This window comes from Bdellovibrio sp. HCB274 (assembly GCF_047306075.1).
Lineage (GTDB): Bacteria > Bdellovibrionota > Bdellovibrionia > Bdellovibrionales > Bdellovibrionaceae > Bdellovibrio.
The window spans coordinates 1,879,745-1,901,669 of the sequence record NZ_CP178623.1 but is presented as its reverse complement, the minus strand read 5'-3'; the positions used below and the strand labels follow the sequence as shown (position 1 = coordinate 1,901,669).

Below are 21,925 nucleotides of genomic sequence, written 5' to 3'. Positions count from 1 at the left end.
CTTCATGAGTATTACAGTTCAATTGCCCAAGTTTGAAGGACCTTTGGGCTTGTTGCTTTATCTCATCCGTAAGGAAGAGATGGATATTATGGATATCAAAATCCATGAAATCACAAAGCAATACCTTGATTACATCCGTTTGATGAAAGAGCTGGATCTGGAAGTGGCCGGTGAGTTTATCGCCATGGCTTCCACGTTGATCCAAATCAAATCCCGCATGCTTTTGCCACAGTATAATGAAAACGGCGAAATCATCGAACAGGAAGATCCACGTAAAGAATTAGTTCAAAAACTTTTGGAATATCAAAAGTATCAGGAGGCTGCGAAGCTTCTTTATGATCGTCCGTTGGTGGGCCGTGACGTTTGGTTACGTGGCTCCCGTGAAAGACTGGATGAAAAAGAGGACGAAATCATTCTTGAAGACAATGCCTTGTTTTCCCTGATTTCCTCCTACCGTAAAGTTCTGCGTTCAGTGAAAAAGAAAGTCCATCAGGTTGCGGCGAAAGCACAATCAATCTCCAGTCGTATTCTTGAATTCAAGGAACGTCTGATCGTGGGTCAAAGAGTCACAATGATGGATTTGGTTGTTGCGACAGAAGATCGCGCACGCCAGGCCCTGATCACATTCCTGTCTTTGCTTGAGCTTGGTAAAATGGGCTTCGTGGGTCTTTATCAGACAGAAGTTTATTCTGACATCTGGGTTGATACTAAAAAACCAATCGAAACAGACGTTTTGTCACGCGTGGAAGAGTACGACTCTATGGGCGCTGACAGAATTGCCCAGCAAATGATGGATGATGCTAAAAAAGCGGACCCAACTGAAGATCTGGCTGATATCGAAGACGAAGCAGCTCCAGCGGAAGCACCAGCACAAATGAGCTTTGGTGAAACTCCGATGGATTTCACAGCGGGCATGTCTGATCTGAATGCAGAAATCGCAGGTATGGATGCCGAGTTGGATTTCCTGGAAAACGCTGAAGGTGGCGTAGAGCTGGCTTCTGACGAGGAAATCTTGGCTGCTGAATCTGAGCTTCAACTGGAAACAATCGCTGAAACAGAAGTGGAAGCGCCGCTTGAAACAGTGGTTGAAGCGGTTTCTGATTCATTCATCGAATCAGCAATGGAAGAGCAACTTGAGGAACAACTTGAAGTTGTCACTTTTGATCCGGCAGAAGAAGTGGCTGTAGTGGCTGCTGAAATGGTTGCGACATCGGTAGAGGTTGTAACTGAATCTGAACTAGTTTTTGAAGAATTTATTGATACTGATCCTAAGACTGAAGCTGAGGCGTAGATATGTCTAAGAAAAAGAACTCCAAAAAGAATAAAGAAGTTTTAGACACAGAAGTGATGGAAAACGAAGTCGCTGTGGCGGCGGAAGTTGAAACAGAAGAAGTTGCATTTGAAGCGGCCGCTGAAGAGATTGAGGCGTCCGAAGAAATGGAATCTTCTGATGAATTGAATGAACTTGATGGTATCGAATCTGACGCTTCCATCTTCCTTCAGGAAGAGGAAGAATCTGAAGGCTTCCTGCCTGAAGCCACTGATGAAGAGGTTTCTGAAATGGAAGCTTCTGAAGAGGATTCAGACGATGTTTCTGTTGAAGGCACTGAGCTTGATGGCTTTGAGTCTGCAGACATTGAAGAACTTGAATTCGTAGATGAAGAGCGCCTGGAAAGCATCGTGGAAAGTGTTTTGTTCGCTTCCGATCGTCCGGTTTCTTTGGCATCTTTGAAAGTATTGTTCAAGGGTACAAATATCAAAGGCGATAAACTTCGCCGTGCTTTGGATCAGCTGGCTGTTGAATACGCCGGTGGTCGTCGTGGGGTTACTTTGGAAGAAGTTCCAGGTGGCTACCAACTGCGCACTAAAATCGACAACATGGATTTCCTAAAACGCACTTTGAAAGCCCGTCAATTCAAGCTTTCTGGTCCAGCGTTGGAAACTCTTTCTATCGTGGCTTACAAACAGCCGTGTGTGAAATCTGACGTGGATGAAATCCGTGGCGTTGAGTCTGGTCACTTGTTGCGCGCTTTGATGGAAAAAAATCTGGTAAGCTTCGAGGGTAAATCTGATCTTCCGGGTCGTCCTATGCAATACGGCACGACTCGCAAGTTCCTTGAAATCTTCGGACTAAGATCTTTGAAAGAGCTTCCAACACTTTCGCAAATTGATGAATTGTTGCCAGAAGGCATGGACGAACAAATGGCGGAAGAAAAACCGACATTGGCATCCATCACTGATTCTTTGGTGGCGACGGGTGTTGATACTGTCAGCTATTCTTCTGGTGAAGACGAGTTGATGAAGATCTCCTCTCAGCTTGAAGAAATCACGACATCGTCCACGTTCTTTGAGGAAGAAAAAACCCGTCAGGCTGAAAAGCGTGATTTGGAACGCGCGCAGAACATCCGCGAAGCCCTGGCTATGGGTGAACCGGTGGCCACTCGCGATGCGAACTGGTTGAAAAAGTACGATGACGCTTTGGCGGCGGGTACAACTTTGGTGAAAATGAAAGCCGAAGAAAACGCAGCCAGAATGGCAGCATTTAAAAATGCAGGCCAAAATTCCAACGAGGGTGACAGTAAAGAATCCACCGAAGGTGGAATGTCAGATTCAACCACGACAGAGCATACAGAGGCATCTGAAGAGATGTCTGCTGATGCGGAACTAGAAAATGAATTGACTGCAGCCGAAGAAGCTTTCGACAATGATGATGATATCGAGATGGCTTCCGACGATCAAATGTACGCTGATGATGAGGAAGGGGAGTCATCTGAGGAAGATGAACTACCGTTCTACGGAGAGGCGGACGAGATCGATGGCGAAGGTGAAGCCGTTACTTAAGATCCTGGCAAGTGTTTGGATCGTTTATAATATCGCAGCATTGATGGTGATGCCCAATATAGGTTCCTATTTTGGGCGAGTCGCTTCGAAATTTGTTGGGCCCTATGCAAACGTTGTGGGGCTTAATGCCGGATGGAATTTCTTTTCTCCAGACCCGGCTCATCCCATGTATTTAAAAGTGGTTGTGAATTATCCGTCTGCAGAAGATGGATCCTACCGCGAACCTCTGTTCACTTCTTATCCGCTTCCCGATGAAGAAAACAAAGCCGTTTCGCTAACCAAAAAACGCGAATGGGCCGTGATGCGATTCATGGTCATGGATCCCCGTCGTCTGCGCCAGATTTTTGGTCCTTGGTTATGCCGTCAGTATCCCGGTGCTGAAAGCGTGGACATGGAGCACGTGGTGGAGACCTTGCCACTGCTGGATGAAGCGGTTTTGAATAAAGACATCAACTTATTGGATATGTCGCAAGAGCGCCGTTATGCCAAGGCATCTGTTCGTTGTGATGGTTCAGGGGACGAGGAGAGTCTATGAAGCATCTGATATTCCAACTTAAAAAAGCCTGGTCCTTATGGGATGCTTTCTGGTTTGCGCCGCAAAATCTTCTAGGTTTGGCTTTCATGCGCATCGTTCTGTGTTCGACACTGCTTTATATGAGCGCCATGAGATTTTATAATCTGGAATTTTTCACGGATCAAAGCTGGGTTAGCAAAGCCAATGCTTTGTTGATTTTGCCTGAAATCGGGCGCCCGGCATTTTCGTGGAATTTTTGGCCGGACTCAGCCAACGCACCTATGTTGACAGTTCTGGTTGTATTGTTTGCTCTGCTGACTGTGGGGATTGGCGGCCGGCTGTTGATGGCGCTTGCGTGGGTTATTAATATTGGCTTTATCTATCGCAATTACCCGGTGAATTTCGGTGCGGATGTTATCGGATCGCTATTTCTGTTTTACATGATTTTTGCAAACTCCTGCGAACGTCTGAGTGTTTTAAATCTTTTCCGTGAGAAAAGAACTTTTAAATCTTCAGATGCATTATCCAGCATGATGATTCGCATGATGCAGGTTCAGATTATGGCAATTTATGCCTATACAGGTTGGGAAAAATTAAAAGGTGCCAGCTGGTGGGATGGGACCGCTTTATGGAGTGTCCTTGCAAATCCTCAGATGACCACCGTGGATTTTACATTCTTACGTGAAATTCCGTGGGTGATTCCAGTGTTAGGCTATCTGACTATCTTGTTTGAAGTCTATTTTCCACCGATGGTGATCTGGCACAAAAGCCGTCATGTCTGGCTTTTGATGGGGCTTATGATGCACATGGGGATCGGGATTTTCATGGGGCTTATGCCTTTTGCGACGATAATGCTTTCCACGTATTTCTTGTTCCTAAATCCCATCGCTTTAGAGCAAAAAATCGTCTCAAAACTGGACTTCTCCAGAAATTGATTCAGTTTTGGGCGCTCCCTCATTTATCCTTAAGGTACGGGGGAGTTTCTATGAAATCCGATTTATTCAGATTCGCGACCTGTTTCGCGTTCATGTCTTTGCTGGCGTCCTGTGCGCCAGTATCGGAAAACTCTCTGCTTTCCTCTGATGCTTCAAATCCTGATTCACACAGTTTAAATACAGCGCCGCTATCCAATGAACTTCAGTTGGTGGCTGATGTTTATAATCTTGGTTCGGCTGCGACCACCAAATCGATCGAACTAAGTGGTGCCTGCTATACATCCACATATCCCACTCACAAAATCACAGTGTCAGTGAATGGGGGCACGCCTCAGGCGGGGCTGGTGTTTGATATGTCTGGTACGACGGCAACAGGCTACGGGACTTGCCGTAATGGTCGCTATAACATCGTTCTTCAGGGTTCAGCTTTGGGGGCGGGTGCTAATAATATCGTGCTGACTTTGACTGGTTACACAGCCCAAAGCGTTGCTGCCAACAGTGGTAACAGCTACGCTCGCTACTACATTATAAGATCAAATTAAATTCATCGCGCAATTTCTTCGGCGCTTCGAGATTTTTGGAATCAATCAGAATCGTTCCTTTTAATTTCAATTCACGAATATGCGTGGCCCGTCTTTGTGGTGGCAGGGCTGGGCTGGTTAATTCCTGCAGGGTGCTGTTAAATGGTGTTCTTAACAGGTTCTGTTCCTGAATGGTGTTTGTGGCCATTGCCAGCAGGATTTCCATAGCGAGATCTTTCTTATCCGAAGCTTCAGGAACCGAGGCTCCCCATACCAGCAACGCACTTAGATCATCCTGAATGGTCAGATCAGGAGTTGATTCGTTCAGGGGCATTTCGCTGGCGCCTTCGCGTTTTTCACTGGTGATCAATTGATCAAGCGGTAACGTCAGGATCTTTTTTTGGGCCAGCATTGATAACCAGCCCTTATCCTGCCAGATAGTAAAGTGTCTTAGCAGCAAGTCTTCGTCATTTAATAAAAACAACGTGGTCGCTTTTTTATCTTTTAGGAAATCCTCGAAACTTGCATTGTTGGCGGTTCTAAAACCCGTCTTCATCCAGTAAAGCGGATAAAAATAAATAGCCCGGGTGGAGCTGACAGGAGGTAGGAAGTCAGCGGCGATTTTCGCCGTCAAAGGATTTTCCAATGTGGAAGCCAGCAGGTTTTGCTTGTTTAAGGTATTCGCCCAATAGTAGGGAAGCAGCAAAATATCCTGCGCGGGTGATGCAATAACCTTGGCCTGGATGGAATTCCAGTCACGGGTCACGGTCACTTCAAATTTGATACGAAGATTGTTTTCCAACTCTTGCTGAATGCTTTTTGGAAACAAAGATTCATCAGTGATTAGAATGCGCACCTTGGTGGGGCGCAGGATGTAATCCCTGGAAATGCCTTGGGGCAGGTACCCGTGCAGGAAACCCACCCCCATACATACTAAGAATAATAAAATCCAAAGTAAATTAGAACGCCTCATCGAAGGCTACCGAGCCGCTGATACCAGTTTGGTAAGCAGAAACACGTCTTTCAAAGAAGTTTGCAAGCTCTTGCATGTCCTGAAGTTCCATGAAGCCAAACGGATTTTTCACGTTGTAGCGTGGAGCGATGTTCAGGCTTTCAAGGCGCTGATCTGCACAGTACTCAAGATACTGACGCATGTCTTTTGGAGAAAGACCCGCTACGCCCAATTGCAGAACGTCGTTGGCAAATTCCATCTCACACTCAATAGCGTCTTCAAGCATTTGCGTAACCATGTCTTCCATTTGAGAATTGAAAAGATCTGGTTCTTCTTTACGAGCTGTTTTGATGACTTCGATGGCGAATGCCATGTGCATGGATTCGTCACGGAACACCCAGTTTGTGCCAGACGCCAGACCTTGCAACAAACCTTTGGAACGCAAGAAGTACACGTATGCGAACGCTGCATAGAAGAACAAACCTTCAACGCAAGTTGCGAAGCAGATCAAGTTCATCAAGAAACGGCGACGGTCTTCTTTCGTGTTCAGTTGATCCAATTCATTGATAGAATCGATCCATTTGAAACAGAAGTCCGCTTTCTTTTTGATCGAAGGAATATTGTCGATCGCTGCGAAAGCTTCCGCGCGCTCATCTGGATTTGGGATATAAGAATCCAACAAAGTCAGATAGAACTGAACGTGCAATGCTTCTTCGTACAATTGACGGGACAAGTACATGCGACCCTCTGGAGAGTTCACGTGCTTGTACAGGTTCAACACAAGGTTGTTGCCCACGATAGAGTCACCAGTTGCAAAGAATGCCACCAGGCGAGAGATCAAATGTCTCTCCGCCGGAGTCATTTTTGTGTGAAGGTCCACAAGGTCTGTCGAGAAATCAATTTCATCAACAGTCCAAGTGTTCTTGATACCGTTTTTGTACATTTCGTACATAGTTGGGTATTTCATTGGGCGAAGTGTAAGGTTAAAACCTGGATCTAAAATCATAAATATATTCCTTTTAAAGAGGACCCGCCTTCGCTAAAGCTTCGGCGGGCGAGCCCGCCGTAGCCTTGGGCGTAGGAGGGTTACTGGCACGCCTCGCATGCTTCTGGGTTTTCCAAAGAGCAGGCGATGACTTCTGAGTCTGTGTAAGTCTTCTTAGCTTCTGCCACAGTTTCCTGAGCTTCCTGCGTAATTTTCGCTGCTGCATCCATAGTGTTTGCAGTCGCTGCAGTCATACCCATGCCGTTGTTAGAAGACTTCACAGTCGTTTTCGCGATCTTAGTCGCTGGACGAGAGCGCAAGTAATAAGTCGTTTTCACACCTTGTTTCCATGCATACATATACATAGAGGAAACTTTACCAATCGTTGGGCTTTCCATGAACAAGTTCAAAGATTGAGCCTGGTCGATGTAAGCGCCACGAGCTGCAGCCATTTCGATCAGGGACTTCATCGGAACTTCCCAAACCGTGCGGTACAATTCTTTCAATTGTGGTGGGATCGCCGCGATTTCATCAATTGAACCATCGTTCAATTTGATTTCATTGCGAAGATCTTCATTCCAAAGGCCCATCGCTTTAAGATCCTGCACCAGGTACTTATTGATCTGCATGAACTCACCAGAAAGTGTTTCACGTTTGAACAAGTTAGATACTTGCGGCTCGATCGCTTCATAGCAACCTACGATAGACGCGATAGTTGCTGTTGGAGCGATAGCGATCAGCAAGGAGTTACGCAAACCGTGCTGTTTGATTTTCGCTTTCAAGGCAGTGAAACGCTCTGGTTGAGAAGGCGTTACATTCCAAAGGTCATATTGCAACAAGCCTTTAGCTGCTTTTGTTTGTTCATAAGCGCCGTGAGTGCCGTGTTTTTCAGCCAATTCACAAGAAGTAAGAAGAGCATTGTAGTAGATCTCTTCCTGGATTTTTGCTGACAAATCACGAGCTGCTTGAGAGTCAAAAGGCAGCTTCAACAAGAAGAATGCATCTTGAAGACCCATCACGCCCAAACCTACTGGACGCCATTTGTGATTGGAGTCTTTAGCAGTATCGATCGGGTAGAAGTTGATATCAACAACGCGGTCCAGGTACTTCACAGCTGTGCGAACAGATTTCGCCAGTTTTTCGAAGTTGAATTGACCGTTTTCAACGTGACGACCCAAGTTTACAGAACCCAGGTTACAAACTGCAGTTTCAGAGTTTGAAGTGACTTCAAGGATTTCTGTGCACAAGTTAGAAAGATGGATCACATTGCCAGCTTCACCAGTTTGGTTGGCTTTCATGTTTGATGCATCTTTAAATGTCATCCAGCCGTTACCAGTCTGCGCAAGAGTTTTCATCATGCGAGAGTAAAGGTCGCGAGCTTTGATTTGTTTTGTGTATAGTTTCTCAGATTCAGCTTTTTCGAAAGCTGCTTCGAATTCTGGTCCGTAAGTGTCGACAAAATGAGGAACCACGCGTGGGTCAAACAAAGACCACATGCCGTCAGTTTCAACACGTTTCATGAACAAATCTGGAACCCAGTTTGCAAGGTTCAGGTTGTGAGTACGTTTTGCTTCGTCACCTGTGTTGTCGCGAAGTTCAAGGAACTCCTCGATATCAGCATGCCAAGTTTCCAAGTACACGCAAGCAGCCCCTTTACGTTTACCACCTTGATTTACAGCGGAAACGGAAGAGTCCATTGTTTTCAACCAAGGGATGATACCGTTAGAGTGACCATTTGTTCCTTTGATCAAAGAACCACGGGAACGGATACGGGAGTAAGCAACACCAATACCGCCTGCGAATTTGGAAAGCAAAGCGATGTCTGTGTACTTCTTATAGATAGCTTCAAGATCATCAGTTGGAGAATCCAAAAGATAGCAGGAAGACATCTGAGGGCGAAGAGTACCAGAGTTGAACAATGTCGGAGTAGACGCCATGTAATCGTGAGAAGAGATCAAACGATAGAACTCGATAGCCTCTTCAACGGTTTGCGCCAAACCGCAGGCTACACGCATGAAGAAGTATTGAGGAGTTTCAAACACCTGACGTGAAGTAGGGCCTTTTAGAAGGTAGCGGTCATAAACAGTTCTCAAACCGAAGTATTCAAAACGGTCTGTGCGGTAAGGTTCGATCGCCGCGCAAAGAGCTGCTTTGTTAGCTTCTACGAATTTGTATGTTGCTTCAGACAACAAACCGTTGTTGAAACCATAAGAAACTGAATCAGCAAAAGATTGAATCTTTTGAGAGCGAACTTCTTCATCGATATAGATACCCAAAAGACGGGCAGCCAAACGAGAGTACTCAGGCTCTTCACCAATAAGCAAAGAAGCTGTTTGGATACATAGATTGTCCAATTCATTGGTAGTTGCGCCGTCGTAAAGACCGCTGATGGCTTTCGTGGCAACGCGAAGTGGATCGACTTGAGTCAAACCTTGGCAATTACGTGTAACGCGCTCAACGATTTTCGTCACGTCCACTGGTTCAAGAGTTCCGTCTCTCTTTTTGACTCTCATGATGTGAGCTGTTGTTTCCAACATGATGCTATCCCCTCTGCCCAGTTCCATTTGGGCAAAAAAATCCCCCGCCACACTTTGCCCCTCGCAAAGCCCGACGTTGGTCTTATATAATGATGTAGATTGGTGGAGACTGAGTTGCTAATCCTTAGCTGAGTAGAAAAAACGTCCTACTACCTCCCTGTTGTACCCCTATATCTAGGGGTTGGTCCCGGGTGCCTCATCAATAAGGCGGGTATCGATCTCAATTCAACTTTGTAATTCTTTCTTAGAAGTTGCAAGAGTATTTTTTCAAATAACGCCAACTTTTTTCTGACGTTGCCCATCATTTAAGCAGATTTATTCTTAGTATTGACTCATCTGTCCTGCGAAAAAGAGTGGCAAAAATAGCAAATCTTCGAGGGTAAAACCAAGGTCTAGTCCCTGAAAGGCCATTTTGAGGGTTCCAGCCTGAAATTTCCCTGTCGTGATCTTACAAGAACTTAAATTGAGCAGATTTTCAGCACGGAGCTGCGTCCACGTGGCGGGATTTTTTTAGCAAAACCGCTTGAGCAGCCAAGTCAGCGTCGCTCCCAGCTTTAAAAAACTGCGATTGATAAGACCCATGAGCGCGCAAGTGATCGATGATGGCCTGATGTGTGCCCATTTTATTCTTTGTCCAGTCAGGTGCTACCAGTTCATCCCAGCGGGACGAGTAAGCAGCCAGGCGGTGCAAAGCAAAGCGCGGTGAAAGGTGCTGCAGGAACAGCTCCACCCGGCGAGTGTAAGTCTCCTGATCAATCGGGGAGAACTCTCCGCGGTGATAGATTTCTTCCAGAGGAGTATTCTTTAAAACGTGCAGATTATGAAGTTTCACATTGGTAATAGGCAGTGAATTTACGATCTCCGCCGTTTGAATAATGCGTTCATCGGTCTCGCCCGGGCTTCCAAAAATCAAGTGAATGCCCAGATCCACTTTCGTGTTCTGTGCGATCTTATGAATGGCTTCAATTGCAGCTTCCGCTGTATGACCCCGGCGCATGAACTCTAATTCATCATTAAAGAAACTCTGAACACCCATTTCCACAGCCACGAAGGACTTTTCGTTATACTCGTTCCAAAGATCCAAAACCGCCTTGGACAGGCAATCCGGGCGAGTACCCAGGGTGAAACCTTTGACCCAAGGATAAGACAGGGCAATGTCGAAATTGTTTCTAAGGGCTGAAACCTTCGTGAAGGTGTTGGTGTAAGCCTGGAAGTAAATCAGGAAAGCCTTGGCTTTGTATTTTCGGGCAATGTGATCATGGTACTTTTCAATTTGTTCGCGAAGTTCCATGGTCATGGCTTCAGCGTTGGCGGCAGAGCCCCATACATCACAAAACACGCAGGTCTGCATGCCCTTCAGACCCATACGGTTTGGACAATTATCCACCACGGTGACCGGGATCTTATAGACCTTCTCACCAAAGAGATGATTGTAGTGTTCACTGATAGTGTGATAGGGAAGTCCCAACCAGCCTTTTTCCATAGGGCGTTTATGGGTGCTATTTTGCGGGAAGTCAATGACTGAGCATAAACCAATGAAATCATGGCAGGATCTCGGCTTTGAGATCGAAATCACGAAGGATGAAAGCCCTACGCTGCGCTTATTACAATCTCTGGATCCGGCAAAAGCCTTTGGCGAGTCCATGCATCACTCTGGCGGCGCCAGTATTGAAACTACGCATCTTTACGGAAATGTCGCCGCGGAAATCCTGACAAAAATTCAAAAGCCTCACTTCATGGTGGTCGGCCTGGGACTGGGCTATATCGAAATGAATATCGCCCGGGAGGCCATCAAGCGGGGTTGTTCCGTAGGACTCATCACCAGCTATGAAGCCATCCCCGAACTCAGCGAGTTTTTTATCCAATGGCTGCATGATCGCGCCGGAAACTTATCACCGGAAGTTTCCAGTGTTTATGATCAGGCGTTAATGCATGTTCTGAAGGGCACGGAGATCAGTGAAAATCAGATCAAGTCTTTCTTAAAGGATCACTTTCAAACTGTGGCAGACATTCACGGACCTTTGCATGCCGATGTCCAGTTTGTGTCCCGTTATCATGGATTTTTCTATGATGCTTACAGTTCAAAAACCCATCCGCATCTTTGGGAAGAGGATTTTTTGAATCGCCTTTTGCGCGAATCTGCAGAGCCGTATTGTCTGCTTACAACATACGCTGTTAAAGGTACGTTAAAACGGGCATTAAAAAATAACGGATTTAGCATCACAGAACGTGAAGGTTTTTTCACAAAGCGTGGCTCGACTTTGGGAGTAAGAGCGAGTGGTGTTTCTTAAGGTATAAACACAATTTAATTGCCCGATGCTTTAGTTGCAAGTCTACTGAAGTGGTCAATGAAAACACTTCTGCTTTTGATTTCACTGTTTACATCACTATCTACCTTCGCAGAAACCAAGGAAGTCCGCCTGGTGACTTTTCCAATTCCCTTATTGGTTGAAAGCCAGAATCAGGGAGTGTTCCTAAACCTGACTCAGGAAATCGCCCGAAGAGTGCCAGTAAAATTCAAGATAGATATTTTGAAATCCAACAAGGCAAAGCTTGAGTTTTTCAACGGTCTTGCAACCGGTTACTTCCCGGGAATGGATAATTCCACTCCCAAAGATGCTTTGCGAAGTGATCCATTTTATGTGCGCACCAACTACATTTTCTATCGCGGGAAAAACCCGTTTAAAACTCTGAAGGATTTAAGGGGCAAAAAAGTCGGTCTGACTTTTCGCTATCATTATCCACCGGAAATTCAGGGTGATTTAAAAATCAAATTCACCTACGCAGATGACGATGTCACCAACATGCGTCGCCTGAGTGATGGCACGATTGATGCCTTTATTGCCGAGGAGCGTTCGGGGCTGCGTGCTCTGGAATTGAGTCGCGCGAAAGAAATCAGCTATAGCAAGGAAAACCCCGTATCCAGTCAGGACTGCTATTTTGCTTTTAAGAATGATGAACAGGGGAAAGTGCTGTTGAAGGAATTCAATTCTGCACTGGCGAAAATGAAACAGGATGGGACGCTTCAGAAGGTTCTGAAAAATCAGAACCTTCATTTTTGAAGTCTTTTAATTAGTTTGCAAGCGGAACAGGGATCAAATCCACTGCAAAGCGGGCGCCTTCAGTGTATTCGTATTTGATATTACCGGAAAGCTTCACAGAGTTTGAGCTTGGGTTGTAGCTCCAGCCACCGTCAACTTTGTTTGGAATCAACTGACCCTTGCCTTGTGCCAATACATCCGGAGTACCGTAACGTACGCGTACCATCAATTTACCGTTATCCATGCGGGGAATCTGGCTTAGGAAAATTTGTTTTTCCAAAGTCTTAACAGTGATGGAATCACCGATTTTACCCAGGTTCTTGCCGAAATCAGGGGAAACGATATCCATGATGTATTTAGCACGGATTTCTGATGGATTGCCGCTGCCTTCGTTGGCTTTAACGATCATCGCTTCCAGTTTATCCGGACCAAATCCTTCAAGACATTTGCCCGCGATTCTTTTCTTTGCCGGCGTAAAGCATTCTTCATGGTAAGTCGGGTGAACGCGCAGACCCCAGTCTTTGAATTGCTCTGGAGTGTTCTTATTTACCAGGGCACCGTACACAGAAACTTTGTCCTGGCGGCCACCTTTGAAATCAACCAAAGCCTGAGCCATTTGCTCATAAGTGATATTCGATGAAGAATCATCAGCATCGGTCAAAAGAATTACAACCAACTGAGCATCTTCACGGAAGAAACCTTCATTCGCGGCACCGCGACCGGTTTTTTCCAAAGCCGCCATCAAAGGAGAGAAAAACTCCTCCGTTTCAGGACCACCTGCAGTGTAAGGTGCCACACCAATTTTCAGTGTCGCAGCCAAAACAGCGGCTGAGTCTTTTTTCGTTACAAAACGAGCTGGTGTATCTGCACCGGAAGCCGTTTTTGCAAAACGAAGCTCACCAATCTGATAAGCATCACTTTTTTTGTTTTTTGGATCATTCCAGCTTTTATCCCAAGGAGCGATCACCCCAATGTGGTAATCGATCATGCGATTGTTGGTGATACCATTGGTAAAACGGTTCAGATTTTTAATCAGATTCGCCTGAGCCGCTTTCATTGAATCCGAGTTGTCAGTTACAAACAGGATGTCAACGCGTGGGTTGAAATCAAGCTGACTTTGACCGCCGTCTTCAGTGATCCACGTGAATTGTTGCTTGGAAATTTCCGGATAAACCGGGATTGCCGGAGCTTCTGGTTGAACCACGTCAGGGAAAACAGGAAGTTCAACATGTTCTTCAGGAATGGCCTTTTGAGCGATCAAAGTACCGGATTCCTGCGCACATGCTGAAAGAAGCAAAAATGCAGACAAGTAAATGCAAAGAGCTAAAAGTGGTTTCACATTTTTCTCCTAACGTTTTGAGCACATGACTTGGAAACAACGTCATATTTGTCCAGTTCATCAATCCAAGGACGACCATCATCTTTGAATACCAGCTGGTCCGAGTTGGTTTTCTTGAAGTCGTTCTGGGTGAATGTGGACTCATCCAGGTTTTGATCTGTGTGAACACGCTGAATGGCTTCAACTTCAACCAGATTCAATTTCCCGATGACGCGTTTGTTTTCCGCGGTCTCATTGGCAGCCAAAGTCATCAAGCGGGCTTTGATTTTACCAAAAGCCTCTTCGTTGATTTGGTCCAGCTGAGTTTGCAATTTGAATTGCGTGTTGTTTGCTGCCAGTACGTCCATGCCTTTTTGGCTGACTTTAAAGCGCAGCATTTGTTTTTGAAGTTCCAGGTCTTTGTAGTAAAGAACCGGAAGTTTCAACAAGGACTCACCGACGTCAGTGGCTTGCAATGGAAACTTGTCAGCTTTTTTAAGCACGTTCAGGAAAGATTCATTGAAACCTTCCTTAGACAAAGTCTGAACAGCCGCAATACGCGTGCGCTGTTTTTCTTTAAAAGCCTGCGTAGTTTTAAATACAGACTTGTAATCGCAGATTTTAAGCTCAGCCAAAGACTGAAGCAGGTAAGCTTCAGAGTTCACCACTTCGGCAAACTGCGGGCTGATTAAAGTTTTGGACTGAGCCAAAGCTTTTTCAGAGTTGTTCTGACGGAAGAAGGCCCAGCCTTTTTCCTCTACAACCTGAAACCAGTAGTCAGATCCACGGGGAATTTCGTTGTAAAGAGCCACTGCCTGATTGTATTTGCCCTGGGCAAACAGCTCGCGGGCTTTTTCGATTTTCCGTTTCATCTTGCTGTCAGCTTTAGAAACAATCACGTCATTTTCTAGTTTTTTAAAGTCCAGCAACTGCAGGGTCGTTTTGCCGGATTTCTCTGACAAAGAAGCTTGAAGCGACTTGCCCCAGTCTTCCACCGAGAAACGCTCAGCAGCCAAAGCGTTGTGACCAACACTTAAAGCCGTGACCATTAATAGTTGAGAGACAAAAGACTTTCTGGAAATCATAACATCCATCCAAAGCCAAGGTTGCCGGTTACTACATTCAGATTACGCTCACCAGTCACAGGTTGATCGTTGTAGTTCATGTAACGGATTTCAGCTCTTGCTGTCAGATTTTTCGTGATCCATGCGCCAATACCCAAGCCCGCTGTATAAACAGCAGTGGAGCCGCTGGACAAAGTGATTTGACCGCCGCCACCCAGCAAGTACATATCGAACTGAGTTACACCGATATCCATGAAAGAAGTCTTACCATAGATTGGATACCAGTTCAGAACAGCCATTACCGCATTTTCCGGGTAGTCGATGTCCACCGCATAAGCGCGGCCACCGGCTGCGTAGTTTGCCTTAGCCTGTTCAAAAATACGTTTACCTTCCGGAGACAGGGAGTTTCCGAAGTCATAGTATCTTGCACCGATAGACCAGCGTGGAGTGAAATGGAAATCCAGCGCCGCACCCAATGCCTGAGTTTGAGTGTAAGCATCACCACCGAAATTCATTCCGTAGTTTACGCCCACTTCCAGACGGTTGCGTCTGTCAACGATGCGATCCTGAACGATACGGGAACGGCTTTCAGACTTGATGTTCTGAGCCATGTTCATCAGCTTTTCGTTACCGCCCAAAGAATCGATATCAGCAGTGATATCAGAGTTATCAACCGGAGCCTGGGCTTGTCTTGCGACTGGAGCCGCTTTTCTTGGAGCTTTTTTAGCAGGAGCCGCGAAAGCAGCCTGAGAGCTCAGTGCGAGGAACAAGAATGTTACTGAAAGAAGTTTAAAGTTTTTCATAACTATTTTGCCTCCGCAGTTTTAGCAGTGGTTTTGGCTGGAGCTGCACAAAGACCTTTGTCTTTCGCCGCTTTCAAAGTTTTCAAAGAATACTCAGTTACGTTGGAAACCTGACCGTTAGCAGTACCTACCGCAGTCATAGGGATTGCGCCCTTCAAAGTTTTTGCAGTAGCATCGCAAGGAACTTCCCAAGTCAAAGTACAGTCTTGTTTGTTGCTGCCAGCTGCAGAAGCCTCACAAGCCACTTGTGGGTTGCCTGGAAGATCTGTGTTCTTGGATTCAACCGCTACAACCGCATTTTTGCTGTTGGAACCTGCAGAGAAGCGAAGAACGATTTTTTCACCCGGAGAAACCTCCAAACCTTGCTTTCCCAGACCCGATACATCAAAGCGGGGAGCAGAGATGGTTTTAGTGTAAACGATCTTCGTTTGTACTAAAGCCTCTGCAGTGGAAAGACCGTTCGGGCTGAATACTTTTACGCTGAAACGTACGCGCGTGCCGTTAGCTTGCAACATAATAGTACCGTCTTTGGAAAGCTGCGGTTGGACCGCGATATTTTTAGTATCAAAGATCAAATTGATTTTCCATTTGGAATCACCCAGGTACTCTGCATCTTTTTTGTTAAGGTCGGCGATAACATAACGGGAACCATCAAGCTCCAGGAAGTCATTGCCTGCAGAGTTGGAATTGCCGTCATTGCTGATCAGTACGCGTGGCTTTTGCTCGGATTTACCGTCAATGCCAGGAACTGTGACCGTGATCGAAAACGGAATTAATTGGTCTTCCATAACTTCAGAAGCGATGCCTGATACAGACAATGCACTTGGAGCCACCTGGTTTTTAGTTACAAAAAGAGTTTTATCAAGTTCGTTGATCAAACCTTTAACCGCTGCAGCGTCTTTCGCTTGTCCTGGATTTGTAACTGTCGCTGTGAACTTCACAGGGATGGATTTAAGAAGTTTTCCTGAATCCACAGTGTACATAGGAGGATTCCAAGTCAAAACGTAAACGTCTTTTTCATTGGAAGGTTTTAAAACCGCGCCTTCAGGAAGGTTTGAAGCCGTCAAAGTAACAGTCGCACCTGGAATCGGCAGGGATGCGCGGATTTTATAAGAAGAAGCAGCGCCTTCAGAGAAAGTCATTTCAGAGTCAGCCGTTAAAAGAATCATCGAACGTGTAACGTCCGTTTCTTTAACTTTCACTTCGACTTCTTTTTCCACGATAACAGTCTTGATAACTTCAACCGGGGAAGGTTTTACTACGACAGTGGTCTTGGTAACCTCGACAGGTTTATCCGGACCCATTTCTGTGATCACTTTCGCATGAGCGCGCATGTCTTCAAGGTCCGATGAAGGACTTTTCTGCCAACCATCACATGCTGTGATAGTCATCGCTGCCGGGATCATGATCATCAAACTTTTTACCGTCTTCATATAAACCTCTTTAATGCTTCGTTCAAATCTAGCGAGCTGATACGCGCATTAGTTCGAATGGGTAAAGAACATCTACGTTTACTTTTCCAACTGGTTTCGGGAACTGCCAGTTTTTCATTTTTGAAAGCATGCAGTTTTCCACCATCGCAGAACGCAAAGAACTTTGCGCTACGCGGGCTGTGGTTATACGGCCGTTTGGACCGATTACGAAATCAACCGCCACGCGGCCACCGATTGCGGGTTGCGCCTGCAAACCTTTTTCATAGCAATACAGGATTTGACCTTTATTACGGTTAATAACCGCGATGATCTGGTCAAGATCCAAACCGCCCTCAGCAGTTGCTTCTGCATCCAGAGGAAGACTTGCTGCTGCTGTGCCGCCAACCATATTCATTTTGCCGTAACCCGCACGACCGCCACCAACACCACGTGTGCCGTAACCGCCAGCAGATTGTGCACGACCACCTTCACCGGCAGATCCTGCAATCAGACCGTTGCCTGGAAGGTAGCCTTTAATGCCGCCACGACCCGCAGAACCAACGCCGCCGCCACCATTACCGATACCTGCCGCGCGGATTGCTTTCATGGAGTTGTTATCCAGACCTTCGAAACCACGTGTGCCTTTAGGTGTGCCACCCAAAGCTGCCAAAGCACCTACGCGTTGAACGTTACGGGCTTTGTTCGTGTTCACTGTGTATTTTTTCGTTTTCAAAGGCTGTTGTTTAACGACCGGTTTATAAACTTTGTTTGAAGGTTTGATTTTCTTTTCAGAAACCTTCACGTGGGGAGCCGGTTGTTTTTTCTCAACAACTTTTGGAGTGTCTTTTGGAATCACGATTGTTACCAAAGGAGCTTCTTCTTTTTTGGAGAAGTAGTTTGCCACCACATAAGAGCCCAGCATGATGATGCCCACCAAAACCAAGTGACCCACGGCTGTGCGGTTCAAAATGGTTTTTAGTTGCTCCTGGTCTTTTTCGTCATGCAATTCATAGTTCGGGCTAGAGATATCATCGTGATTTGCCAGGCGAATTCGGCCCAAACCCTGAAGAGTTTCACCTTGAGCTGACATTTTGGAAAGATCGATCTTTTTAAGAAGACTGTAGTCGACTTTATTGTTTTTAAGAACCGTGAGATCAGCCAAAGCTTCAACGCGGCGTTGATCCTTCAAATACACGATATTCAAGGACTCTGAATCCACGGCAAATGTGCGGACCCGTTGTCCCGCGATATTTTCCAGAATGATGAGTTTTGCTGCGTTCATATTACGTCCTAGTTTCTGTTTTGATCGTCTTGGATCCGGTCGTTAAATTCTGTTCTGCCGGCCAGAAGATCTTCCAATAGTTTATCGTTTTCCACCGTAGCTTTCGTATTCAGAGAGCTTTGGTATTTCCCGCGCAGTGTACTTCCATCAAGTTTAAAGGAAGTTCCCAGTCGGGGTTTCATGCCTTCAGCCTTCTTTGCAGCTTTACTTGCTGCCAAGGAGTTCTGTCCACCCAGCACTAAGAGCAAGAAGGGGGCCAATAAAATCAGCTTTTTCATAGGCTTTTACCTCTCTGTAATTGATTTAAACGGCCTTCCAGGTATGACGCCATCAACGGATGGCCCATTTTTGTCTCTAGAGATTTAAGTTTTACAATCTCAGCCGCGTTGTTAGGCTCAGCTGCCACTGATTTGCGCGCGGAGGCCAAATCACTGCTTTGAACCGGTGACGAATTAAGCGCACTCACCACAGCTGACTTCATTTTTCCCGTCTTCTGCATTTGTGCGATGATCGTCATCTCACGTTTCAGGACGTTTTGAACCTCGGGACGGGCATGAAGGTAGTCTTGAGCCAGTTGTGCCAGGGCCTTGGAGTTATTAAGCAGGTCCTGCTCGCGCTGTTCAGCGAATTTCGCCTTCCATAGATACGGCTTGGATTTGCCTTTCAGGATTTCAATATATTGAGCTTGTTCCTGAGCCGTCAGACCCTTAGGCATAGGAAGATTCGCCAAATCACGAACCATTCTATGATTTTCCTGAGCCACGATTTCCAATACCATTAGTTGAGCTGCGATATCGCGAGTGCGATTGGCCTCGTTTAAAAGTGTATCAGCTTGAGACAATAGCTTCATGCGCTCGGAAATGCCCCGTTGCATCTGCTTGTCAGATTTAGTCACGATCATGTGAACCGCGATTTGAGAGCGGAACGCCTGAGCCTTGTTGTAGAACGGTTGTTTTTGAATGAATTGAGCGGCAGAACGATTTCTGATCTCTTTCATTTCCAATACCGATTTAAGACCGCTGCTGTTGCCTGTGCGTGCAAACACCAGCAAAGCTGTATCATTCAACAGCGTCGGTTTGCGTTTCAACTCTGGTGCCTGAGCTTTAAGTTCTGCCACCGGGTTTCTAGCAAGTAAAACCAAACGGGTGCGCATTACCAAAGCACGGTCACCTTTTAGACCCGCACGCAAGGAGGCGCGGTAGTGTCTCTCGGGATTCAAGTTCGCTAGATCCGCTAATGTACCCAGACGGAACTCACGGTCTTTGTCAGATACTTTAGGCATTTTCAAACGCAATGCCGTCTTATAAGCATTGGCAAAATCAAGTTTCTTCTCGTAGTAACCAGTCAGTTGCTCAAGCAAAGCTTCTTTTTTGGTTGCTGATAAATCAGCAACTGCGATTTGCTTGTTCAAAGCCTGAACGTAAACTTCGTCCTCGCCCAATTTTTGAGCCAGGATCGCCTCGTTTGAATAGAACAAAATCTTTTCCTCAGATTTTGCGGCATTCAGGTTTGTTGCTGAGATTCTTTTTAGAACCGTGCGCATATCAGATTTGCTGGAGTTTGGATTGTTGGCCAAAGCCGCAGCCTGGTTCATCAAAGCCTTGCGGGAAGTGGCTTCAAACTCTGCACGGTGAGACGGGAATAGTTTGGCATAGTCTGTTGCCAGTTCCTGAATCTGTTCGTCATTTTTAAGCTGCGCCAAACTGTCCAAAGCCAGGTCCGCGGACTTCTTACGAAGCTCTTCTTTGCCGGATTTATCGTTTGCCAGTTGGTTAAAGGCAACGGCCGCTTCTTTAAGCTCCTTTTGTTGGTAGCTTAAGTAAGCCATTTGGTAGCGAACTTCGAAAGTCTTGCCTTCATCTTTACCTTTTTTAAGGAAGTTGATGTAAGCCGCTTTTTGAATATTAATATCATTGGATTTTTCACCGGCAGCCACTTCATTTAAAAGAGCGTTCTGACGATCTTTTTCGGACAATGAAGAGTTGTCGCTGATAGCACGGTAAAGCTGGGCTGCGATGGAAGGTTTATTCATCTCCATTGCAAGCTGCGCCCCGCGCGTGGTCATATCAGTATCTTCCGGGAAGGTATTTGAATAGATCACATACGCATTCAAAAGATCCTGATCGGGTTTTAATTTTTTGGAACGGTGAAGCTCAGTTACATAATGCTTCATTGTTTTTTTCAACTCTTCGCATTTGGAAGCTTCTTTGCAGTCAGTGTCTTTAAACGCTGCTGCTGCCTTAGCAAAGTCCTTAGTGGATTGACCGGCTTGACCGCGGTCGTAGTTGATTTTTGCCATACGGACGAAGGCTTCGAGAGTTTCAGTTTTAGTCAAACCCTCTTGATCCATATAGCGGCTTAAAATATCGTGGGCCGCCTGTTTTTGACCGATACGGTCTGCTTTGCCTGCAAAATCAAGAAGCAATTCCTTGCGGTTTTCTTTTGGAGAAAGCACTTCGTAACGGGCAATGTGTTTAACTGTGATCGCTTCACGCGCATAGAATGTGCCCAGATCGCGCACGATGTCTGCGTGGAAAACCGGATCGTAAGCAGAACCGGTTTCAGTGTCACGGGTGATGAGCTCTGGTTTGCTTAACAAAGTTTCCAGAGTTTTGATGGCAGAAGCCAGCTTGTCGTCGTTGAAATCACTCCAGGCCATATTATAGATAGCCAAAGAGCGGTTTTGAAGTTTCTTGTCTTTCAAAGCGATGACATAGTTCTTTTTCGCGTCTTTGAAGTTTCCTTTTTGGAAATACAAATCACCCAATTCTGCATGGGAACGGGAAACGATTTCAGCAGAAATGGATTTTTTCTTTGAATCCTTAACGATGCTTTCAAAAAGGCTGATGGCTTTGTCATTTTGAGAAGCCATTTGGTACAAGTGACCCAATTGGAAAAGCACCGGACCATGTTCGTTCAATTTAATTTTGCTTAAAAGATTCTCATAGATTTCGATCGCTTTTTGGCGATCGGCTTTGGAACCTTTGCAGCCGTCACAATTGGCTTCCACTTCCAGCATGAAGCGCGTACGCGCTCTTTCCGCCAAAACGTCAGCCAGACGCTGTTGGGTAGGGATCCATGAAGGATCTTTGGAATCCATCGCGGATAAAACGCGCTCCATCTTGCCGACAACAAGATCCTGCGTATCGTTGTTCATCTTCTCTGCCTGGGCGATCTGCGTGAACAGAGCACCTGCCAGAATAGGACTAAGAATGAGGAGGCGTTTTAGTGTTCTCATTGTTTTGGTACCACCGCAAATTTAAGTTTTTCAATACCAGCCAGGGAGCCTGCCTTTATGATAGGATCCAGGTCGGCATATTTCATCTCGGTGTCAGCCTGGATCATCAGCTCAACGCTGTCTTTGGGATCCTTTTTCAAAGATTCCAATTTTGATCCCAGCTGGCTGCCAGCAACTCTTTCGTCATTGATAAAGTAGTTCCCTTTTTCAATTCTCAAGATCGCCATTTCTTTATCAACGCTGGTCGCGTGATCTGCCGTCGGCAGATTGATGGGACCTGATTTAACCTCGATGCCGGTGGATTGGGTACCGATCAAAAGATAAATCACGATGATAGAAAAAGCGTCGATCAATGAAGTCAAAGGCAACGCTAAAGCCAGATTACGAGCTGCACCTGATTTTTTGCGCGCACCCGCTTTAAGCGTTTGCGTTTCCACCAGGGGCGAGCGTTTTTGATTGGCATTTAAGAATGAAGTTCTCAT

Annotated in this window: 19 protein-coding genes; 7 read left to right on the top strand and 12 right to left on the bottom strand. The window is 45.9% G+C overall.

The genetic code is table 11. The features are described from left to right. Nucleotides 1-4 precede the first annotated feature (4 nt). The 5 genes from ACLWNV_RS09305 to ACLWNV_RS09285 are packed head-to-tail and all read left to right on the top strand — an operon-like array spanning nucleotide 5 to nucleotide 4,832. Complete coding sequence (locus tag ACLWNV_RS09305) at nucleotides 5-1,291, top strand: segregation and condensation protein A (RefSeq protein WP_413584098.1); 1,287 nt, start codon at nucleotides 5-7, stop codon at nucleotides 1,289-1,291. 2 nt (nucleotides 1,292-1,293) lie between these two features. Then, a complete protein-coding gene (gene scpB / locus ACLWNV_RS09300; protein ID WP_413584096.1) occupies nucleotides 1,294-2,841 on the top strand; it encodes an SMC-Scp complex subunit ScpB in 1,548 nt (515 codons plus the stop codon). Then, on the top strand, nucleotides 2,816-3,376 hold the full coding sequence (locus tag ACLWNV_RS09295) for a hypothetical protein (protein WP_413584095.1): 561 nt from the start codon (nucleotides 2,816-2,818) through the stop codon (nucleotides 3,374-3,376). The genes scpB and ACLWNV_RS09295 overlap by 26 nt, the downstream gene beginning before the upstream one ends. Next, nucleotides 3,373-4,290, top strand: a complete 918-nt coding sequence (locus ACLWNV_RS09290) for a hypothetical protein (RefSeq protein WP_413584093.1) — start codon at nucleotides 3,373-3,375, stop codon at nucleotides 4,288-4,290. The genes ACLWNV_RS09295 and ACLWNV_RS09290 overlap by 4 nt, the downstream gene beginning before the upstream one ends. A 50-nt stretch (nucleotides 4,291-4,340) precedes the next feature. Continuing rightward, nucleotides 4,341-4,832, top strand: coding sequence for a hypothetical protein (locus ACLWNV_RS09285; RefSeq protein ID WP_413584091.1), 492 nt, complete (start codon nucleotides 4,341-4,343; stop codon nucleotides 4,830-4,832). On the opposite strand, the gene ACLWNV_RS09280 is transcribed toward ACLWNV_RS09285, so the two are convergent. The 4 genes from ACLWNV_RS09280 to ACLWNV_RS09265 form a co-directional block, all read right to left on the bottom strand. Continuing rightward, nucleotides 4,816-5,739, bottom strand: a complete 924-nt coding sequence (locus tag ACLWNV_RS09280; protein ID WP_413584090.1) for a hypothetical protein — start codon at nucleotides 5,737-5,739, stop codon at nucleotides 4,816-4,818. The genes ACLWNV_RS09285 and ACLWNV_RS09280 overlap by 17 nt on opposite strands. A gap of 31 nt (nucleotides 5,740-5,770) precedes the next feature. Beyond that, entirely contained in the window at nucleotides 5,771-6,769 is a 999-nt protein-coding gene (locus ACLWNV_RS09275) for a ribonucleotide-diphosphate reductase subunit beta (RefSeq protein ID WP_413584089.1), read from the bottom strand. Nucleotides 6,770-6,849: 80 nt separating this feature from the next. Next, nucleotides 6,850-9,285 (bottom strand): ribonucleoside-diphosphate reductase subunit alpha, encoded by a 2,436-nt coding sequence (locus tag ACLWNV_RS09270; RefSeq protein ID WP_413584087.1) that lies wholly within the window; start codon nucleotides 9,283-9,285, stop codon nucleotides 6,850-6,852. A gap of 475 nt (nucleotides 9,286-9,760) precedes the next feature. Continuing rightward, a complete protein-coding gene (locus tag ACLWNV_RS09265; protein ID WP_413584086.1) occupies nucleotides 9,761-10,768 on the bottom strand; it encodes a TIGR01212 family radical SAM protein in 1,008 nt (335 codons plus the stop codon). A 52-nt stretch (nucleotides 10,769-10,820) separates the two neighbouring features. On the opposite strand from ACLWNV_RS09265, the gene ACLWNV_RS09260 reads away from it, so the two are divergent. Together ACLWNV_RS09260 and ACLWNV_RS09255 are read left to right on the top strand one after the other, a co-directional pair. Further along, nucleotides 10,821-11,576, top strand: coding sequence for an MnmC family methyltransferase (locus ACLWNV_RS09260; protein ID WP_413584085.1), 756 nt, complete (start codon nucleotides 10,821-10,823; stop codon nucleotides 11,574-11,576). Between the two features lie 57 nt (nucleotides 11,577-11,633). Continuing rightward, nucleotides 11,634-12,347: a substrate-binding periplasmic protein gene (locus ACLWNV_RS09255; protein ID WP_413584084.1), complete on the top strand. Its 714-nt coding sequence runs from the start codon at nucleotides 11,634-11,636 to the stop codon at nucleotides 12,345-12,347. Nucleotides 12,348-12,357: 10 nt separating this feature from the next. On the opposite strand, the gene ACLWNV_RS09250 is transcribed toward ACLWNV_RS09255, so the two are convergent. The 8 genes from ACLWNV_RS09250 to ACLWNV_RS09215 are packed head-to-tail and all read right to left on the bottom strand — an operon-like array spanning nucleotide 12,358 to nucleotide 21,925. Then, nucleotides 12,358-13,665: a hypothetical protein gene (locus tag ACLWNV_RS09250; protein WP_413584083.1), complete on the bottom strand. Its 1,308-nt coding sequence runs from the start codon at nucleotides 13,663-13,665 to the stop codon at nucleotides 12,358-12,360. Then, nucleotides 13,662-14,729: a hypothetical protein gene (locus tag ACLWNV_RS09245; RefSeq protein WP_413584082.1), complete on the bottom strand. Its 1,068-nt coding sequence runs from the start codon at nucleotides 14,727-14,729 to the stop codon at nucleotides 13,662-13,664. Before ACLWNV_RS09245 ends, ACLWNV_RS09250 begins: the two co-directional genes overlap by 4 nt. Further along, entirely contained in the window at nucleotides 14,726-15,511 is a 786-nt protein-coding gene (locus ACLWNV_RS09240; protein WP_413584081.1) for an outer membrane beta-barrel domain-containing protein, read from the bottom strand. The genes ACLWNV_RS09245 and ACLWNV_RS09240 overlap by 4 nt, the downstream gene beginning before the upstream one ends. 2 nt (nucleotides 15,512-15,513) lie before the next feature. Then, nucleotides 15,514-16,944, bottom strand: coding sequence for a hypothetical protein (locus tag ACLWNV_RS09235; protein WP_413584080.1), 1,431 nt, complete (start codon nucleotides 16,942-16,944; stop codon nucleotides 15,514-15,516). A 28-nt stretch (nucleotides 16,945-16,972) separates the two neighbouring features. Then, entirely contained in the window at nucleotides 16,973-18,205 is a 1,233-nt protein-coding gene (locus ACLWNV_RS09230; protein WP_413584079.1) for a TonB family protein, read from the bottom strand. A gap of 8 nt (nucleotides 18,206-18,213) precedes the next feature. Further along, the gene (locus ACLWNV_RS09225; protein ID WP_413584078.1) at nucleotides 18,214-18,483 is read right to left on the bottom strand and encodes a hypothetical protein; all 270 of its coding nucleotides are present in this window, start codon (nucleotides 18,481-18,483) and stop codon (nucleotides 18,214-18,216) included. Continuing rightward, the gene (locus ACLWNV_RS09220; RefSeq protein ID WP_413584077.1) at nucleotides 18,480-21,443 is read right to left on the bottom strand and encodes a tetratricopeptide repeat protein; all 2,964 of its coding nucleotides are present in this window, start codon (nucleotides 21,441-21,443) and stop codon (nucleotides 18,480-18,482) included. Before ACLWNV_RS09220 ends, ACLWNV_RS09225 begins: the two co-directional genes overlap by 4 nt. Then, complete coding sequence (locus ACLWNV_RS09215; protein ID WP_413584076.1) at nucleotides 21,440-21,925, bottom strand: ExbD/TolR family protein; 486 nt, start codon at nucleotides 21,923-21,925, stop codon at nucleotides 21,440-21,442. The genes ACLWNV_RS09220 and ACLWNV_RS09215 overlap by 4 nt, the downstream gene beginning before the upstream one ends.

Coding starts and splice junctions, on each gene's coding strand:
- ACLWNV_RS09240 (WP_413584081.1), bottom strand. CDS start 15,511: ATGAAAAACTTTAAACTTCTTTCAGTAACATTCTTGTTCCTCGCACTG.
- ACLWNV_RS09230 (WP_413584079.1), bottom strand. CDS start 18,205: ATGAACGCAGCAAAACTCATCATTCTGGAAAATATCGCGGGACAACGG.
- ACLWNV_RS09215 (WP_413584076.1), bottom strand. CDS start 21,925: ATGAGAACTTCATTCTTAAATGCCAATCAAAAACGCTCGCCCCTGGTG.
- ACLWNV_RS09290 (WP_413584093.1), top strand. CDS start 3,373: ATGAAGCATCTGATATTCCAACTTAAAAAAGCCTGGTCCTTATGGGAT.
- ACLWNV_RS09265 (WP_413584086.1), bottom strand. CDS start 10,768: ATGGAAAAAGGCTGGTTGGGACTTCCCTATCACACTATCAGTGAACAC.
- ACLWNV_RS09255 (WP_413584084.1), top strand. CDS start 11,634: ATGAAAACACTTCTGCTTTTGATTTCACTGTTTACATCACTATCTACC.
- ACLWNV_RS09270 (WP_413584087.1), bottom strand. CDS start 9,285: ATGTTGGAAACAACAGCTCACATCATGAGAGTCAAAAAGAGAGACGGA.
- ACLWNV_RS09280 (WP_413584090.1), bottom strand. CDS start 5,739: ATGGGGGTGGGTTTCCTGCACGGGTACCTGCCCCAAGGCATTTCCAGG.
- ACLWNV_RS09285 (WP_413584091.1), top strand. CDS start 4,341: ATGAAATCCGATTTATTCAGATTCGCGACCTGTTTCGCGTTCATGTCT.
- ACLWNV_RS09225 (WP_413584078.1), bottom strand. CDS start 18,483: ATGAAAAAGCTGATTTTATTGGCCCCCTTCTTGCTCTTAGTGCTGGGT.
- scpB (WP_413584096.1), top strand. CDS start 1,294: ATGTCTAAGAAAAAGAACTCCAAAAAGAATAAAGAAGTTTTAGACACA.
- ACLWNV_RS09220 (WP_413584077.1), bottom strand. CDS start 21,443: ATGAGAACACTAAAACGCCTCCTCATTCTTAGTCCTATTCTGGCAGGT.
- ACLWNV_RS09260 (WP_413584085.1), top strand. CDS start 10,821: ATGAAATCATGGCAGGATCTCGGCTTTGAGATCGAAATCACGAAGGAT.
- ACLWNV_RS09305 (WP_413584098.1), top strand. CDS start 5: ATGAGTATTACAGTTCAATTGCCCAAGTTTGAAGGACCTTTGGGCTTG.
- ACLWNV_RS09235 (WP_413584080.1), bottom strand. CDS start 16,944: ATGAAGACGGTAAAAAGTTTGATGATCATGATCCCGGCAGCGATGACT.
- ACLWNV_RS09275 (WP_413584089.1), bottom strand. CDS start 6,769: ATGATTTTAGATCCAGGTTTTAACCTTACACTTCGCCCAATGAAATAC.
- ACLWNV_RS09295 (WP_413584095.1), top strand. CDS start 2,816: ATGGCGAAGGTGAAGCCGTTACTTAAGATCCTGGCAAGTGTTTGGATC.
- ACLWNV_RS09245 (WP_413584082.1), bottom strand. CDS start 14,729: ATGATTTCCAGAAAGTCTTTTGTCTCTCAACTATTAATGGTCACGGCT.